Annotated in this window: 13 protein-coding genes; 8 read left to right on the top strand and 5 right to left on the bottom strand. The window is 70.6% G+C overall.

Annotation, left to right across the window (positions count from 1 at the left end; all coding sequences use genetic code 11):
* Window positions 1–50: 50 nt before the first annotated feature.
* Window positions 51–683, bottom strand: a complete 633-nt coding sequence (locus tag J2853_RS02055; RefSeq protein WP_307554338.1) for an HNH endonuclease family protein — start codon at window positions 681–683, stop codon at window positions 51–53.
* Window positions 684–1214: 531 nt separating this feature from the next.
* Between J2853_RS02055 and J2853_RS02050 the strand changes: the two genes are divergently transcribed.
* The 3 genes from J2853_RS02050 to J2853_RS02040 are packed head-to-tail and all read left to right on the top strand — an operon-like array spanning window position 1215 to window position 4347.
* Window positions 1215–2357 carry a Gfo/Idh/MocA family protein gene (locus J2853_RS02050; protein ID WP_307554336.1) on the top strand — a complete coding sequence of 381 codons (1143 nt, stop codon included), beginning with the start codon at window positions 1215–1217 and terminating at the stop codon, window positions 2355–2357.
* Window positions 2357–3487 (top strand): dihydrodipicolinate synthase family protein, encoded by a 1131-nt coding sequence (locus J2853_RS02045; RefSeq protein WP_307554334.1) that lies wholly within the window; start codon window positions 2357–2359, stop codon window positions 3485–3487. Before J2853_RS02050 ends, J2853_RS02045 begins: the two co-directional genes overlap by 1 nt.
* On the top strand, window positions 3484–4347 hold the full coding sequence (locus J2853_RS02040; protein WP_307554333.1) for a sugar phosphate isomerase/epimerase family protein: 864 nt from the start codon (window positions 3484–3486) through the stop codon (window positions 4345–4347). The genes J2853_RS02045 and J2853_RS02040 overlap by 4 nt, the downstream gene beginning before the upstream one ends.
* A gap of 13 nt (window positions 4348–4360) precedes the next feature.
* Here J2853_RS02040 and J2853_RS02035 read toward each other — a convergent pair whose 3' ends face one another.
* Entirely contained in the window at window positions 4361–5356 is a 996-nt protein-coding gene (locus J2853_RS02035; RefSeq protein WP_307554331.1) for a LacI family DNA-binding transcriptional regulator, read from the bottom strand.
* 222 nt (window positions 5357–5578) lie between these two features.
* Between J2853_RS02035 and J2853_RS02030 the strand changes: the two genes are divergently transcribed.
* From J2853_RS02030 to J2853_RS02020, 3 genes are all read left to right on the top strand, one after another.
* A complete protein-coding gene (locus J2853_RS02030) occupies window positions 5579–6778 on the top strand; it encodes a thiolase family protein (RefSeq protein WP_307554329.1) in 1200 nt (399 codons plus the stop codon).
* The gene (locus tag J2853_RS02025; protein ID WP_307554327.1) at window positions 6775–8847 is read left to right on the top strand and encodes a 3-hydroxyacyl-CoA dehydrogenase NAD-binding domain-containing protein; all 2073 of its coding nucleotides are present in this window, start codon (window positions 6775–6777) and stop codon (window positions 8845–8847) included. Before J2853_RS02030 ends, J2853_RS02025 begins: the two co-directional genes overlap by 4 nt.
* Window positions 8848–8942: 95 nt before the next feature.
* Window positions 8943–9413 carry an SSI family serine proteinase inhibitor gene (locus J2853_RS02020; protein WP_307554325.1) on the top strand — a complete coding sequence of 157 codons (471 nt, stop codon included), beginning with the start codon at window positions 8943–8945 and terminating at the stop codon, window positions 9411–9413.
* 57 nt (window positions 9414–9470) lie between these two features.
* Here the strand turns inward: J2853_RS02020 and J2853_RS02015 are convergent, their stop codons facing one another.
* Window positions 9471–11408 (bottom strand): maleylacetate reductase and hydroxyquinol 1,2-dioxygenase domain-containing protein, encoded by a 1938-nt coding sequence (locus tag J2853_RS02015; RefSeq protein ID WP_307554322.1) that lies wholly within the window; start codon window positions 11406–11408, stop codon window positions 9471–9473.
* Window positions 11409–11891: 483 nt separating this feature from the next.
* On the opposite strand from J2853_RS02015, the gene J2853_RS02010 reads away from it, so the two are divergent.
* Window positions 11892–12059, top strand: coding sequence for a hypothetical protein (locus tag J2853_RS02010; protein ID WP_162641950.1), 168 nt, complete (start codon window positions 11892–11894; stop codon window positions 12057–12059).
* Window positions 12060–12127: 68 nt separating this feature from the next.
* Here the strand turns inward: J2853_RS02010 and J2853_RS02005 are convergent, their stop codons facing one another.
* The gene (locus tag J2853_RS02005; protein WP_307554319.1) at window positions 12128–13594 is read right to left on the bottom strand and encodes an amino acid permease; all 1467 of its coding nucleotides are present in this window, start codon (window positions 13592–13594) and stop codon (window positions 12128–12130) included.
* A 142-nt stretch (window positions 13595–13736) separates the two neighbouring features.
* Between J2853_RS02005 and J2853_RS02000 the strand changes: the two genes are divergently transcribed.
* Window positions 13737–14393 carry a DedA family protein gene (locus J2853_RS02000; RefSeq protein ID WP_307554317.1) on the top strand — a complete coding sequence of 219 codons (657 nt, stop codon included), beginning with the start codon at window positions 13737–13739 and terminating at the stop codon, window positions 14391–14393.
* On the opposite strand, the gene dxs is transcribed toward J2853_RS02000, so the two are convergent.
* Window positions 14338–16257 (bottom strand): 1-deoxy-D-xylulose-5-phosphate synthase, encoded by a 1920-nt coding sequence (dxs, locus tag J2853_RS01995; RefSeq protein ID WP_307554314.1) that lies wholly within the window; start codon window positions 16255–16257, stop codon window positions 14338–14340. The genes J2853_RS02000 and dxs overlap by 56 nt on opposite strands.
* Window positions 16258–16340: the final 83 nt, after the last annotated feature.

The following is a 16340-nucleotide window of genomic DNA, read 5'->3' as shown; positions in this document are numbered from 1 at the left end:
GGCTCGGGTCCGAGGCGCCTCGGACCCGAGCCGACGTCACCACTGGTTGTTCAGCAGGTGGCGAGCATGTTCTGCAGGGCGGTCCTCTCGGCGCTCTGCAGCGTCAGTTTCCAGTAGTACTTCACCTGGATCCAGGCCCTGGCGTAGGTGCAGCGGAACGAGCTGAGCGAGGGCTGCCACGTCGTCGGGTCCTGGTCGCCCTTCGACTGGTTGACGTTGTCCGTCACGGCCCACAGCTCGGGGCCGCCCAGGTCGTTGGCGTAGGCCTGCCGCTGCGCGCTGGTCCAGGCGTGGGCGCCGGATCGCCAGGCCTCGGCGAGCGGCACCATGTGGTCGATGTCGACGTCGCTCGCGGCCGTCCAGGTGGCGCCGTCGTACGGGGAGTACCAGCGGCCGGAGGTGGGCGCGCAGTTGGAACCGGCGACCACGCCGACGCCGTCTCTCTTGAGCACGGTCTCCCTGGTGTTGCACGCGCCGCTGACGGTTATCCAGTGGTTGAACAACGCCCGGTCGTAGGAGGACTGGTTGGTTTCGGGAGCGACGGTGAGCGTCGCGAGCCGGGTGGCGGCGGTGGCCGCCGAGGGAATGTTGGGCGGGGTGGCCCACGCCGTTCCCGTGGTCAGGGAAAGCGCGAGAAGAATCGTTGTGAGGGCAGCGAGAACCGCGGTGACGACTCGTTTCACGAGTGGCCCCTTCTGTCCTCCACCTCGGCCAGTCGGGGGGTCTGGGCACTGCGAGGCGGGACAGACGGAACTTCTCAATTCCTGACAAATACAGAAATGTCAGGGTTTGACGATGAGTCAGGGCACGTTTGGTCGGATCATGTCTCCGATTCGCGCCGCAGGCGTCTGATCTGCCACGACGCCCCGGCCCTGAACGACGGCCCACATCTCACGACGCCGAACGCGGCGTGAAACTCTCGTTAACGGACCCGTGGCGACCGCCGAACGCACCGGGCCAGGTGGTCACGAGATGACAGACCGAGCACCGTCCGGCCCCTGCTCCCTCCGCTCGGAGCCGGACAAGGCCGAGGGCCGAGGCCGGGAACGGCCGGCGCGGGGCGCCGCCGTCCGCCGGGCCGTCCGGATCCGCCCCCCGGAAGGCCGGCGCCGACCGGTTTTCCGGAGCGGGCGGGACCGGCCGGGTGCTTGCCGAAGGTATGGCGGCTGCCGTACGGTATGAGGGAAAGCGCTTTCCATAGGAGGCCCGAAAAGATGTCCCCGCGAAGCATCGGTGTCGTGATGAACGGTGTCACCGGCCGCATGGGTTACCGCCAGCACCTGGTCCGCTCAGTCCTGGCGATCAACGAGCAGGGCGGCGTGGCACTGACCGACGGTAGCCGGATCGTGCTCAGGCCGGTGCTGGTGGGCCGGAACCCCGAGAAACTGGCGAAAATCGCCGCCGATCACGGCATCACCGGCTGGACCACCGACCTCGACGAGGCCCTGGCCGACGACGACAACCTCATCTACTTCGACTCCCAGGTCACGCAGGCCAGGGTGAAGGCCGTCCTCAAGGCGGTGGAGGCGGGCAAGCACATCTACGCGGAGAAGCCGACCGCCGAGACGTTCAGCGACGCGCTGGCGCTGGCCGAGGCCGCGACCGCCAGGGGCGTGAAGAACGGCGTCGTGCAGGACAAGCTCTTCCTTCCGGGCCTGCTCAAGCTCAGGCGCCTGATCGACGGGGGCTTCTTCGGCCGGATCCTGTCGGTGCGCGGCGAGTTCGGCTACTGGGTCTTCGAGGGTGACTGGCAGGCCGCGCAGCGCCCGTCGTGGAACTACCGCGCCGAAGACGGCGGCGGCATCGTCCTGGACATGTTCCCGCACTGGGCCTACGTGCTGGAGAACCTCTTCGGCCGCATCCAGTCGGTCTACGCCCAGGCCGTCACCCACGTGCCGGAGCGCGTGGACGAGCGGGGCGTGCCCTACCCGGCCACCGCCGACGACGCCGCGTACGGCGTGTTCGAGCTGGAGGGCGGGGTCATCGCGCAGATCAACTCTTCCTGGAACGTTCGAGTGAACCGGGACGAACTGGTGGAGTTCCAGGTGGACGGCACGCACGGCAGCGCGGTCGCGGGCCTGCGCAACTGCCGGGTCCAGCACCGCGCCACCACCCCCAAACCCGTCTGGAACCCCGACCTGCCCGCCACCGCCCGCTTCCGCGACGCCTGGCAGGAGGTGCCCGACAACACCGAGTTCGACAACGGCTTCAAGACCCAGTGGGAGATGTTCGTCCGCCACGTGATCGAGGACGCGCCCTTCCCCCACGATTTCGTCTCCGGCGCCCGCGGCGTCCGCATCGCCGAGCTGGGCCTGCGCTCCTCCGCCGAGGGCCGCCGGCTGCCCGTGGCGCCGTGATGAGGATCGCGCTCCCCGGCGGGGACCACACCCTTCGCGAACCGGTCACCTGGGACAGGCCCTCCGGTCCCGCCAGGAGCCGTATCGCCTACGCCGCCGCCCACGTGACCGCCGACCCGCTCGGCGACAACACCCCGGGCTCCCCCGCCGTCGTGGACTGGGAGGCCACCCTGCGGTTCCGCCGCCACCTGTGGTCGCACGGCCTGCGGATCGCCGACGCCATGGACACCGCGCAGCGCAACATGGGCCTGGACTGGGCGGCCACCCGCGAGCTGATCCAGCGCAGCGCCCGCGAGGCCAAGGAGTTCGGCGACCCCGCGACGCTGGTGGCGTGTGGCGCGGGCACCGACCACGCGCCGCAGGCCCGGACGCCGGACGAGATCGTGGCCGCCTACACCGAGCAGATCGAGACCGTGCGCGCCGCCGGCGCCGGGGTCGTCGTCATGGCCAGCCGGCAGCTCGCCGCGATCGCCCGGGGCCCCGAGGACTATCACCGGGTCTACGGCCGGTTGCTGACCCAGACGGACCGCCCGGTGATCCTGCATTGGCTGGGCGAGATGTTCGACCCGCGGCTCGCGGGCTACTGGGGTTCGGATGACGTGGCCGAGGCCACCGCGTCGTTTTTGGCGCTGATCCGCGAGCACGCGCCGATGGTGGACGGGGTCAAGGTCTCGCTGCTGGACGCCGAGCACGAGATCGGGCTGCGGGCGGCCCTGCCGGAGGGCGTCAGGCTCTACACCGGCGACGACTTCAACTACCCCTCGCTGATCAGGTCCGGCAGCCACGCGCTGCTGGGCATCTTCGACGCGATCGCCCCCGCCGCCGCGGCGGGCCTCCAGGCGCTCGACGAGGGCGACCTCGAGCGGTACGACGAGATCATGGGCCCGACGGTCCCGCTCTCCCGGAAGATCTTCGAGGCGCCGACCTACAACTACAAGACCGGCATCGTCTTCCTGGCCTGGCTCAACGGCCACCAGGACGCCTTCAACATGGTCAACGGCGCCCAGGCGGCCCGCTCTGTTCCGCACCTGGCCGAGGTGTTCCGCCTGGCCGACCGGGCCGGGCTGCTGGCCGACCCCGAGCTGGCGGTCCACCGGATGAGATCCCTGCTGGCGGTGAACGGGCTGTGAGCGAACAAGCCGGGAGGAGACCGGCCGGGGGCCGTCTCTCGCTCAACCAGTGGACCACCAAGCGGTGGTCGGTGGCCGAGGCCGTCGACGGGTGCGTGCGGCACGGCGTCGAGGCCATCGGCCTGTGGCGGCAGGACGTCGCCGAGCAGGGGCTGGACGAGACCGTGAAGCTGGTCTCGGACGCCGGGCTCCGGGTGTCGTCCCTGTGCCGGGGCGGCTTCCTCACCTCCGGCGGCCGGGAGTCCCTGGACGACAACCGCAGGGCGATCGACGAGGCGGCCGAGCTCGGCGCCGCGTGCCTGGTCATGGTCGTCGGCGGCCTGCCGGGGGTGGTGCCCGGCGAGCCTCTGGGCGCGATCTCCCGCGACCTGCCCGGGGCACGGGATCGGGTCGCCGAGGCGCTGGCCGTGCTGGCGCCGTACGCGGGCGAGCGCGGGGTCAGGCTGGCCCTGGAACCGCTCCACCCGATGTACTGCGCCGACCGGGCCGTGCTCTCCACGCTCGGCCAGGCCCTCGACCTCGCGGAGCCGTACCCGTCCGCGCAGGTCGGCGTCGTCGTCGACACCTTCCATGTCTGGTGGGACCCGCAGGTGTTCCAGCAGATCGCCAGGGCGGGTGAGCGGATCGCGAGCTACCAGGTCTGCGACTTCCTGTCCCCCCTCCCGCCCGACGTGTTGCTCGGCCGGGGCGTGATGGGCGACGGTGTGATCGACTTCGCCCCGCTGACCGGGGCCGTGGCCGAGGCGGGCTACACCGGGGACATCGAGGTGGAGATCTTCAACGCCGACGTGTGGGCCGCCGACCCCGACGAGGTCCTGACCAGGGTCAGGACCAGGTTCGGCGAGCTCATCGCGGGCTGACGCGGCGGGCCGGTCAGAAGGCCGGCCCCCGCGTGCTCTCCCGCAGGACGACCTCTCCGGCCACGGACTCCACCTGCGCTCCCCCGGGCTCCCCCAGGGCCAGCTCCAGCGCGCGGGCCCCCATGTACGCCAGCGGCAGCCGTACGGTGGACAGCGCCGGAACCAGGTCCCGCAGCGTGGCGATGTCGTCGAACCCCGCCACCGAGACGTCGTCGGGCACCCTGATCCCCCGATCCCTGAAGGCCGCCAGCGCGCCCACCGCCATCACGTCGTTGACCGCGAACACGCAGGTGGCGTCGGACACCTGGGACGCCGCCGCGTAACCGCCGTCCCGGTCGAAGGAACCCTGAACGATCTGCGGTGCGGGCAGGCCGAGCTCGTCGAGCGCCCCGGTGAACCCCGCCAGCCTGTCCCGGGCCGTGATCAGCCCGACAGGACCGGCGAGCACGGCGAAGCGCCGGTGTCCCAGTCCGGCGAGGGCCCGGGCCAGCGCGGCGGCGCCTTCGTGGTTGCTCGGCGCCACCGTGTTCACGCCCAGCAGGTCCTGGCCCACGCAGGCCACCCGCCCGCCGGTGTCCCGGTAACGATCGAGCTCCTCTCGGAGCCTGCGGGTCACATGGGGGTCGGCGATCCTGGATCCGGCGAGCAGCACGGCGCAGACCCGCTGCGCGTTCAGGGTCGAGACGTAGGCGATCTCCCGTTCGGCGTCGCGATGCGTGGTACCGACCATGACCATGAGCTCCTGACTCTCGGCCACCCGCATGGCCCCGTCCGCGAGAGCGGCGAAGTAGGGGTCGGTGAGGTCGTGGACGACCAGCCCGATCACGTTGCTGGCCCCCTTGGCCAGGGTCTGCGCGGCCAGGTTGGTCCGGTAGCCGAGCTGGGCGGCGGCCAGCTCCACCTTGACGCGCAGGGAGGCTCCCACCTGCCGGGTGCTTCCGTTGAGCACTCGCGACGCCGTGGCGAGTGAGACACCCGCGTGCCGGGCGACATCCTCAAGCGTGGCCACAGAAAACCTCCAGGAAAGCGTTCTCCAAATCTGCCAGAGATGCTTTCTTCTCGCATTCTGGACGCGTCGGCGGGACGCGACCCCCGATCCGCGCACGCCTGCAGGAAACAATCTACTTTCCCGTTCGTCCCGTCCCGCGTTCATCGGGCACCTGGTCGCGCCCAGGTTGTTACTGGCGAGTAGCATAGGGACGAAGCAATCCAGCAACGAGGAGCGAACTCCGTGCCTTCGTCTCGTGACGTCGTATTCGTCGACGGTGTGCGCACACCTTTCGGCAAGTCGGGTCCCAAGGGCCTGTATGCCGAGACGCGCGCCGACGACCTGGTGGTCCGCGTCATCCGCGAGCTGATTCGGCGTAATCCGAACCTGCCGCCCGACCGCGTCGACGAGGTGGCCATCGCGGCCACCACGCAGATCGGCGACCAGGGCCTGACCATCGGCCGCTCCGCCGCGATCCTGGCCGGGCTGCCCAAGAGCGTGCCCGGTTACGCGATCGACCGCATGTGCGCCGGCGCCATGACCGCGGTGACCTCGCTCGCCGGAGGCATCGCCTTCGGCGCCTACGACGTCGCCATCGCCGGTGGCGTCGAGCACATGGGCCGCCACCCGATGGGCGAGGGCGTGGACCCCAACCCCCGTTTCCTGGCCGAGCAGCTCGTGGACGGCTCCGCCCTCGTCATGGGGATGACCGCGGAGAACCTCCACGACCGCTACCCGTCCATCACCAAGGACCGCGCGGACGCCTTCGCCCTCGCCTCGCAGGAGAAGGTCGCCAAGGCCTACGCCGACGGCAAGATCCAGCCCGACCTGGTGCCGACGGCGATCCGGACGGCCGAGAAAGGCTGGGGCTTGGCGACGACGGACGAGGCCCCTCGCCCCGGCACCACGCTCGAGGGGCTCGCCGCCCTGAAGACCCCGTTCCGCCCGCACGGCCGGATCACCGCCGGCAACGCCTCCGGGATCAACGACGGCGCGACCGGCTGCATCGTGGCCGCCTCCGAGGTCGCCGAGGAGCTGGGTCTCGCGCCGAAGATGCGCCTGGTCTCCTATGCCTTCGCGGGGGTGGACCCCGAGCTCATGGGCGTCGGGCCGATCCCCTCCACCGAGCGGGCGCTCCGCCTGGCCGGGCTGTCCATCTCCGACATCGGCCTGTTCGAGATCAACGAGGCCTTCGCCGTACAGGTGCTGGCGTTCCTGGAGCACTTCGGCATCGCCGACGACGACGCCCGGGTGAACCCCTACGGCGGCGCGATCGCCTTCGGCCACCCGCTGGCCTCCTCCGGCGTGCGCCTGATGACGCAGCTCGCCCGCGAGTTCGGCGAGCGCCCCGACATCCGGTACGGCGTGACCACGATGTGCGTCGGCATGGGCATGGGCGGAACGGTCATCTGGGAGAACCTCGGCTGGGAAGGTACGAAGTGACGGACATCAAGGAACTCTTCGCCGACGAGATCGTCACCAGGGCGATCTCCCGCGATGTGGAGCTGCCGTACGGCGCGGGCACCATGGCGCTGATCACCCTGGACAACGGCCTGGACCACACCAAGCCGTCCACGTTCGGCCCCGGCGGCCTGACCTCGCTCGGTGAGGCCCTCGACGCGATCTCCGCCCGAGACGACCTCGTGGCCGTGGGCGTCATCGGCAAGCCGTTCATCTTCGCGGTCGGCGCCGACCTCAAGGGCGCCGCCGTGGTCTCCGAGCGGGACCAGGCGCTGCGGATCGGCCGGCTGGGCCACGACGTGTTCCGCCGCCTCGGCGAGCTGGACGTGCCGTCGTTCGCCTTCGTGAACGGCGCGGCCATGGGCGGCGGCCTGGAGGTCGCGCTGCACTGCACCTACCGGACCATCTCCTCCGGCGTGCCCGCGGTCGCGACACCCGAGTGCTTCCTCGGCCTGGTCCCCGGCTGGGGCGGCACGCAGCTGCTGCCCCGCCTGATCGGCCCGGCCGCGGCCATCAAGCTGATCATCGAGAACCCGCTCTCGCAGAACCGCATGATCAAGGGCAGGGACGCCTTCGCGTCGGGGATCGCCGACGCGATGTTCGAGCCGGCCGACTTCCTGGAGGAGTCGCTGCGCTGGGCCGCCCGGGTGCTGCGCGGCGACGTGACCGTCTCCCGCACCGACCACACCGCCGACGACTGGTCCAAGACCGTCGCCGACGCCCGCTTCCTGCTCGACATGAAGCTGCACGGAGCCTCCCCGGCCCCCTACCGGGCGCTGGAGCTGATCGAGCTGGCCCGCACCGCCTCCCGCGACGAGGGCTTCGACGCCGAGGACCAGGCGCTGGCCGACCTGCTCATGGGCGACGAGCTCCGCGCGGGCCTGTACTCCTTCGATCTGGTGCAGAGCCGGGCCAAGAGGCCGGCGGGCGCACCCGACAAAGCCCTGGCCCGCAAGGTCACCAAGGTCGGAGTGGTCGGCGCGGGCCTGATGGCCTCCCAGATGGCGTTGCTGTTCGCCCGCCGCCTGGAGGTCCCGGTCGTGCTGACCGACCTGGACCAGGCCCGGCTGGACAAGGGCGTCGGCTACGTCCACGCCGAGATCGCCAAGCTGCTCGGCAAGGGCCGCGTCTCCGCCGACCAGGCCAACCGGCTCACGTCCCTGGTGACCGGCTCGCTGGCCAAGGACGCGTTCGCGGACGCCGACTTCGTCATCGAGGCCGTGTTCGAGGACCTGGCGGTCAAGCAGAAGGTGTTCGCCGAGGTGGAGGAGGTCGTCTCCGCCGAGTGCGTGCTGGCCACCAACACCTCCTCGCTCTCCCTCACCGAGATGGCCTCCGGGCTGCGGCACCCCGAGCGCGTCGTGGGCTTCCACTTCTTCAACCCGGTCGCCGTGATGCCCCTACTGGAGATCATCCGGGGCGCCGGGACCGACGACGCGACGCTGGCCACGGCCTTCTCCGTCGGCCGGTCGCTGAAGAAGTCGTCCGTGCTGGTCAAGGACGCGCCCGCGTTCGTGGTCAACCGGCTCCTGACCCGGTTCATGGGTGAGGTCATCGGCGCCGTCGACGAGGGCACCCCGCTGGAGGTCGCCGACCACGCGCTGGACGGGCTCGGCCTGCCGATGACCCCGTTCACGCTGCTGCAGCTCGTCGGCCCGGCCGTCGCGCTGCACGTGGCCGAGACCATGCGCGAGGCCTTCCCCGCCCGCTACTCCGTCTCGGAGAACCTCGCCAAGCTGGTCGCGGCGGGCAAGCCCGGCGTCTACGCGCCCGACTTCTCGCTGGACGCCGAGGCGGTGGCCCTCTTCTCCGGCGGGACCTCTCCGTCGACGGCCGAGGAGGTGCGGCTGCGCGCGCTGCGCGCCCTCGCGGAGGAGATCCGCCTCATGCTCGACGAGGGCGTGGTCGCGGCAGCCCAGGACATCGACCTGTGCATGATCCTCGGAGCGGGCTGGCCGTTCCACCTGGGCGGCATCACTCCCTATCTGGACCGGACCGGCATCGCCGAGCCGCGCTTCCTTTCTCCGGGCGTGGCCTCTCTCCCCGCCTGACGCCTCACCGCGCCGGACCGTCGGGTTGGAAAACGGGGGAATCCTTGACCTGAAAAAGCTCGGATCTTAGTCCGGCAGAGGGAATCACCCCTCGCATGAGAACCGTCAAGATCGTGTCCGCGGGCGCGATGTTCGCGCTCGCGACCACGCTTCCCCCGACCTCCGCGCCCGCCTCGGACAACCGGTCGTCGCCGCCCGCGAACATCGCGCCCGCGGCGGGCGACCGGTCGTCGCCGGCGACGGTCACCGATCCCGCCCCGGAGAACCAGCGCTCCCTGGCCCTCAGCGTCTCCGTCGGCGGCGCCCCGGCCAGGAAGTCCTTTCTCGACTGCGACCAGGATCTCAGCGATCGCCCGGCTCTCATCACGTCCTGCGACATGATCCACAAGGTCGGCGGCGACCTGTCGAAGATGACGTACGACATCGACATGATCTGTACTGCCGAGTACTCCCCGCACACGGTGAGAGCCATCGGCAACTGGGACGGCAGGTTCGTCTCGTTCACCAAGACCTACGACAACGCCTGCGAGATGACCGCTCTCACCGGTCCGGTCTTCTCCATCTGACCGGGGCCGGCGAATCCCCGCCCGCCAGGAGACGCGGAAGGGCGGGGAGCGCGCCCGTCAGCGCGGGGTCTCGGGGGCGAGACGGAAGGTGTAGTCGAGGGAGTGCCACGGGCCGTCCAGCGCACGGCCGTCGGGCGTGGGGCCCCCACGCTCGGGGAAGTCGACGATCAACGCGTCCTTGACCCCGAAGACCGTGTCGGAGTCCTGGTAGGCGCCGCCGGCGACGAACAACTGGGTGATCAGGCGCTGCCGGCCCGGAGCGCTGATCATGAAGTGCAGGTGCGGCGCCCGGTAGTGGTGCCTGCCGGCGGCGTCCAGCATCTGCCCCACGGGGCCGTCGCCCGGGATGGGATACGCCGACGGCAGGATCGACCAGAACTCCACCCGCCCCTCGGCGTCCGAGCGGAACCGTGCCCGCAGGGCGGGGCCGTCGAGGTCGGGGAGCTGGACGTCGTAGAAGCCGTCGTCGTTGGACTGCCAGACGTCCACCACCGCGTCCGGCAGCGCGGTGCCGTCCGTGCCGGTGATCCGTACCGAGGTCCACAGCGGCGTGCCCGCCAGGCCCTGGGAGATGTCCGCCCCGCCTGGCAACGGCGGCGGGCCCTCGACGTAGAACGGGCCGAGCACGGCGGAGGGCGTGCTCTCGGCCGTGCGGGAGTTGGTGAGCAGGTCGACGGCGCTGGAGACGCCGAGCGTGTCGGAGAGCAGGATGAACTCCTGCCGGGTGTCGCTGGACAGCTGACCGGTTCGGGTGAGGAATCCGATGGCGTACCGCCACTCGTCCTCGGTGAGGTCGTTGTCCGCCACGAAACCGTGCAGCCGGCGGACCAGGTCGGCGAGCAACCGCCGCACTCGCGGATCGGGGGCGCCGTCGAAGCTCGCCACCACCTGGTCGGTGAGCGTGCGCAGCGCGGTGGTCGGGAGCGCACGGCTCTCGGAGGCGGGCCTGCGCCCCTCCCAGGCGTCGCGGAGCAGGGCGGCGACGCCGTCGGCGGTGACCTCCCGGGGGTTGGGGTACGAGGCGCCGCCCGCGAGCTCGGCCGCCTTGGCCAGATCCTCCTCGCGCAGGCCGAGCCCGCCCAGCGAGACGGGCCCGTGCAGGGCCGATACCAGGTCGTACACGGCGGCCGGCGCGTCGGCCGCGCCGAGGACCTCGGCGATCCGCCGCATGACGTCCGGCACCGCCCTCGCGTTGTAGGCCATGGCGTGCGGCAGGACGACCGTGTGGGTTTCGGCGTGCGGCAGGCCGAACGAACCGCCGAGGGTGTGGCACAGCTTGTGGTGCAGGCCCATGCCGACGGTGCCCAGGCAGGTGCCCGCCAGCCAGGCGGCCTGCAGGGCGTCGGCCCGTGATTCGAGGTCGGCGGGATCCTCGGCGATCCGGGGGAGGGCGGCGGACATCAGCGCGATCGAGCGCAGCGCCAGCTCGTCGGTCACCGGATCGGCCTGCGGCGCGTACAGCGCCTCGACGGCGTGGGCCATGGCGTTGACACCGCTGGTCACCGAGAGCGGCACCGGCAGACCCAGGGTGAGGTCCACGTCGTAGACGACGGTCTCGGGCAGGATCGCCGGGGAGGACCGCGTGGTCTTGACCCCGTTGTCGGTCTCGCCGAGCACGGGGGTGACCTCGGAGCCGGCGTAGGTGGTGGGGACGACGATCTGCGGCAGGCCGGTGCGTACCGCCAGGGCCTTGGACAGGCCGGTCGTCGAGCCGCCGCCGATCGCCACGACGCAGTCCGCGCCCAGCTCGCGCACGAGGGCGAGGGCCTGCTCAGTGACGGCGGTCGGGGTGTGCATCGCGGCGCCGGTGAACGCTCCGGCGGCCAGCGGCCCGAGCAGCTCCCGTGCGCGGGCGGCCAGGTCCGCCTGGCCCGCGGTGGTCAGGACCACCGCTCGCGAGCAGCTCAGCCGCTCGAGCTCCTCACGCAGCCGCGCCAGCGTCCCGGCCCCGAACAGGACCCGCGCGGCCTGGCTGACGTAGGTGAACTCCCGCATGGCTTGCTCCTGTCGTACGGCGGACTGTCGTCACGGGTCTTGGCGCTCCGTCGAACACGCCGCGGCGGGGAGGCTCCCGCCGGGTCGGGAGACACGCGCTTCCCGGCCCGGGGCCTCGCTCGTCGGACGCGCTCCCGGCCGTGTCGGGATGCCCTGGGCGTCGCTCTGCCCCGGCCCCCGCGTCATGCCGTCCCCCTGCCCGTGCCGATATTGCAACTCACGATATAAGGCGTTATGAGTCACCCGTCAGGGGCGGGCGAATCCCCCGATCGGCGCACGACCGGGTACCCACCCGGACACGTTCCGTCGAATCCCCCGGCTCGGCCGTGATTCCCATCGTTGTCCAGGCCAGAGCAAAAGATCACCACACAGCGCGCGGCTCTCGAATATTCGAACATATGAGCGGTTACATAGCTGATGACGGGAACCGGTCGCCCGGCTGCCGCTGGAAATGAGAGGTCACCGAACGCAAGGAGTCTCCAGATGCTGCTCACCACACGGGCCGCTGTCATCTTCGGTCTCGGAATCAGTGTCTCGGCCACCGCGGTGGCGCTGAAGCGCACCGAGGGGAAGTCGTGGCCGTCCTCACTCATGTACGGCGGCGCCACGTTCGGCGCGGTCGTCGTCTTCGCCAACAGCGTCATCTCTTGATCGCGGGGCGCCGCGGCCGGGCGGCGCCGCCACGACCGCCGGAGCCCCACCGGCGCCCCCCTGGCCCCCTAGCCCTTCGGGGAGTGCTCCGACAGCCTGCTGTGGCGGTAGCCGTACCCGATGTAGACCACGACCCCGATGAGCATCCACACGACGAACCTGACCCAGGTCTCCACCGGCAGGTTGAGCATCAGGTAGAGACAGGCCAGCACCGACAGGATGGGCACCAGGGGCACCAGCGGGGTGCGGAAGGAGCGCGGCAGGTCGGGGCGGGTGCGGCGAAGGATGAGCACGGCGATCGAGACGATCACGAACGCGAAGAGCGTGCCGATGTTGACGAGCTCGGCGATCGTGGCCAGCGGCAGCATCCCCGCCAGCAGCGCGACCACGACGCCCATGATGATGGTGATCAGGTACGGCGTGCGGTACGTCGGATGAACCCTGGCCAGCCGGCCCGGCAGCAGGTTGTCCCGGCTCATCGCGAACATCACCCGCGACATGCCCAGCATGAGGATCATCACGACCGTGGTCAGCCCGGCCAGGGCGCCGATGCTGATCAGGGACGCCGCCCAGGTCAGGCCGACCGCCTTGAACGCGTCCGCCAGCGGCGCGGCCTCGCTGAGCTGCTGGTAGGGCTGCATGCCGACGACCACCATGGAGACCGCGACGTAGAGGATCGTGCAGATGACCAGCGAGGCGATGATGCCGATCGGCAGGTCGCGCCGGGGGTTGCGGGTCTCCTCCGCCGCGGTGGCCACCACGTCGAACCCGATGTAGGCGAAGAACACGACCGCCGCGGCGCTGAAGATGCCCAGGACGCCGAAGGCGACGGGAGTGACCCCGAACAGCACCTGGATCAGCGGCGCCGACAGGCCCTCCACCGCGGGGGTCGCCTTGGAAGGCGGGATGAACGGGGTGTAGTTGTCCCGGTTGACGTAGAACAACCCCACCAGGACGACCAGGGCGATCACCGCCAGCTTGATCGAGACGATGATCAGGTTGACCCGGGACGACAGCTTGATCCCGATGACCAGGACCGCGGTGAGGATGAGCACGATCAGCGCGGCGGGCAGGTTGAACACCGGGCTCTCCCCGGCTATCGCATCGGGCAGGGGAATCCCCAGGGACTCCAGCAGCGAGTTCAGGTATCCCGACCAGCCGACCGCGACGACCGCGGCGCCGAGCATCATCTCCAGCATCAGGTCCCAGCCGATGATCCAGGCGGGGAACTCGCCGAGCGTGGCGAAGGCGAAGGTGTAGGCCGACCCCGCCACCGGCACCGTGGAGGCGAACTCGGCGTAGCAGAGCGCGGCCAGCGCGCAGACGATTCCCGCGGCCACGAACGACAGGGCGACCGCCGGTCCGGCCGTCTCCCTGGCGGCCCGGCCGGTGAGCACGAAGATGCCGGTTCCCACGATGACGCCGATGCCGAAGACGGTCAGGTCGAGCGCGCTGAGATCCTTGCGCAGCCGGTGTTCGGGAGCCTCGGTGTCCTGGACCGACTGCTCCACCGACTTGACGCGTAAAGCATCCATGCCGCTCACCTTGACCGTCCGGAGTCGACAACTTCCATGAATCAGGTCATGCCCGCCAGATCAATCGACGAACGGCAAACTCGGGGTTCTTCGAGGGAAAATCCGGATGTCCTCCCTGAGCCCCGGACGACACCCTTGATCCATGCTCATGGAAACTCTCGGACAGTTGGACCCATATCTGGTCGGCGCCGTGCTGCTGGCGGTGCTGGCGCTGGACGGTTCGCCGCTGATCGGAGCCGTGCTCCCCGGAGAGGCGGCGACCGCCGTGGCGGGAACCGCGCTGACCGGCCCCCTCGAGGTCGCGATCGCGGCGGCCGGCGGGGTGATCGGGTGCTACCTCGGCGCCACCGGCGGCTGGCTGATCGGCCGGCGGTACGGCTCGCGCGTCCGCCACAACAGGGCCGGACGGTGGATCGGCGAACACCGGTGGGCCCGCGCCGAACGACTGGCCACGGGCACAGGCAGCGGCCCCGCGCTGGCCGCCGCCTGTTTCCTGCCCGTGGTCAACTCGCTGACCCCGGTCCTCGCCGGGACCCTCGGCATGCCCTACCACCGCTTCATCCGCTGGGCCCTGGCCGGCAGCGCGGTCTGGGTGAGCGCCTACCTGGCGCTCGGCTCCGCCGCCGGCGAGTTCGTCCGGCACAACGAGCACCTGATGGTGCCGGTCGCCGGATGCGTCGCCGTGGTGATCGCGGGGCTCGTCGTGATCGGCCTGCGGGCCCGTGCGAACAGGAGGGCGGAGATCAGCGAGCCGGTTGGTTCTCGAATTCCGGAGACCTCTTCGCGACCGCTTCGGTGATCTCCCGGGCGATGTCCTGCGAGGTCAGGCCGATCTCGCTGAGGATCTTCGCCCGCTTGGCATGCTCCAGGAAACGCTGCGGGATGCCGTAGGTGCGGACCGGCACGTCCACGTCGGCGTCGCGCAGCGACCGGGCGACCGCGTCGCCGACACCGCCCACCCTGCCGTTGTCCTCGACCACCACGACCAGCTTGTACGCGCGGGCGGCCGGCACCAGCGCCTCGTCCAGCGGCTTGACCCAGCGCGGGTCGACCACGGTGGCCGAGATCCCCTGGGCGTCGAGCAGGGCTGCGGCCTCCAGGCACAGTTCGGCCATCGGACCGACGGACACGATCAGCACGTCGGGATCGCCCTCGCGCAGCACGTCCATCTCACCGAGCCGGCCGACCGCCTCGATCTCGGCGCCCACCGGCCCCTTGGGATAGCGGACGACGGTGGGGCCGTCGTCGACCCTCACGGCCTCGGCCAGCAGCTCGCGCAGGCGCGGCTCGTCGCGCGGGACCGCGACGGACAGGCCGGGGACGACCTGCAGGATCGACAGGTCCCACATGCCGTTGTGGCTGGCGCCGTCGTCGCCGGTGACGCCCGCGCGGTCGAGCACGACCGTGACCGGCAGCCTGTGCAGGGCGACGTCCATCAGGAGCTGGTCGAAGGCCCGGTTGAGGAAGGTGGCGTAGAGGGCGACCACCGGGTGGAGGCCGCCGAGCGCCAGACCGGCGGCGCTGGTCAGCGCGTGCTGCTCGGCGATGCCGACGTCGTAGAGGCGGTCGGGGTAGGCCTGGGAGAACGGGATCAGGCCGGTCGGCCCGAGCATCGCCGCGGTGATCGCCACGATGTCCTGCCGCTCGGCGCCCAGCCGTACGATCTCCTGGCTGAAGACGTTGGTCCAGCCGTGCGGCTTGGGCTTCTCCTCGCCGGTCAGCGGGTCGAAGACCCCCGGCGAGTGGAAGCAGTCCTCGTCGTGGTTCTCGGCGGGCGAGTAGCCGAAGCCCTTCTTGGTGAGCACGTGCACGATGACCGGGCGGCGGAACCCGCGGGCCTTGCGCAGCGCGGTCTCCACGGCCTGCTCATCGTGGCCGTCGACCAGCCCGATGTATTTCAGGCCGAGGTCCTCGAACATGACCTGCGGGGCCAGGACGTCCTTGATGCCCTTCTTCACCCCGTGCAGGGCGTCGTAGACCGGAGGGCCGACCACCGGGACCCTGGTCAGGTTGCCCTTGACGAAGTCGAGCATGTTCTCGTAGCGCTCGGTGGCGCGCAGCGAGGCGAGGTGCGACGCCAGCCCGCCGATGGTCGGCGAGTAGGAGCGGCCGTTGTCGTTGACCACGATGATCAGCGGCAGATCCTTGTGCGCCGCGATGTTGTTGAGCGCCTCCCAGGCCATGCCACCGGTGAGAGCCCCGTCGCCGATCACCGCGACCACCGTGCGATCGGCCTCGCGGCGCAGCTTGTACGCCTTGGCCAGGCCGTCGGCGTACGACAGCGCGGTGGAGGCGTGGGAGTTCTCGATGATGTCGTGCTCGGACTCGGACTGGCTCGGGTAGCCCGACAGCCCGCCCTCCTGGCGGAGCGTGTCGAACTGCCCGGCGCGGCCCGTGAGCATCTTGTGGACGTAGGCCTGATGGCCGGTGTCCCACAGGATGCGGTCGTTCGGCGAGTCGAAGACCCTGTGGAGCGCGATCGTCAGCTCGACCACTCCGAGATTGGGCCCCAGATGGCCGCCGATTCGGGCTGTGGAGCTGATCAGCAGGTCCCGGATCTCCACAGCGAGCTGTGGCAACTCGTCGGTGGACAGGAGTTTCAGATCTCGTGGTCCCTTGACCGACTCCAGAAGACTTCCAGGCTGCCCGGTCCGCTCGCTCACGGAATCATCTCCTCTGTCCAGGTCACCGTCGAAACGAGTGTAGTTCGCGCGGAGGGCACTGCCTCCAAGAGGCGAGATCCTGC

It is taken from the genome of Streptosporangium lutulentum, assembly GCF_030811455.1.
GTDB lineage: Bacteria > Actinomycetota > Actinomycetes > Streptosporangiales > Streptosporangiaceae > Streptosporangium > Streptosporangium lutulentum.
Note: the sequence above shows the minus strand (reverse complement) of the source record. Positions and strands in the feature narration are given on the sequence as shown.

Bases quoted from the DNA above. Each gene is read 5' to 3' on its own strand.
- J2853_RS02050 (WP_307554336.1), top strand. From the start codon at position 1,215: ATGTCCCCGCGAAGCATCGGTGTCGTGATGAACGGTGTCACCGGCCGC.
- J2853_RS02045 (WP_307554334.1), top strand. From the start codon at position 2,357: ATGAGGATCGCGCTCCCCGGCGGGGACCACACCCTTCGCGAACCGGTC.
- J2853_RS02020 (WP_307554325.1), top strand. From the start codon at position 8,943: ATGAGAACCGTCAAGATCGTGTCCGCGGGCGCGATGTTCGCGCTCGCG.
- J2853_RS02015 (WP_307554322.1), bottom strand. From the start codon at position 11,408: ATGCGGGAGTTCACCTACGTCAGCCAGGCCGCGCGGGTCCTGTTCGGG.
- J2853_RS02010 (WP_162641950.1), top strand. From the start codon at position 11,892: ATGCTGCTCACCACACGGGCCGCTGTCATCTTCGGTCTCGGAATCAGT.
- J2853_RS02005 (WP_307554319.1), bottom strand. From the start codon at position 13,594: ATGGATGCTTTACGCGTCAAGTCGGTGGAGCAGTCGGTCCAGGACACC.
- J2853_RS02000 (WP_307554317.1), top strand. From the start codon at position 13,737: ATGCTCATGGAAACTCTCGGACAGTTGGACCCATATCTGGTCGGCGCC.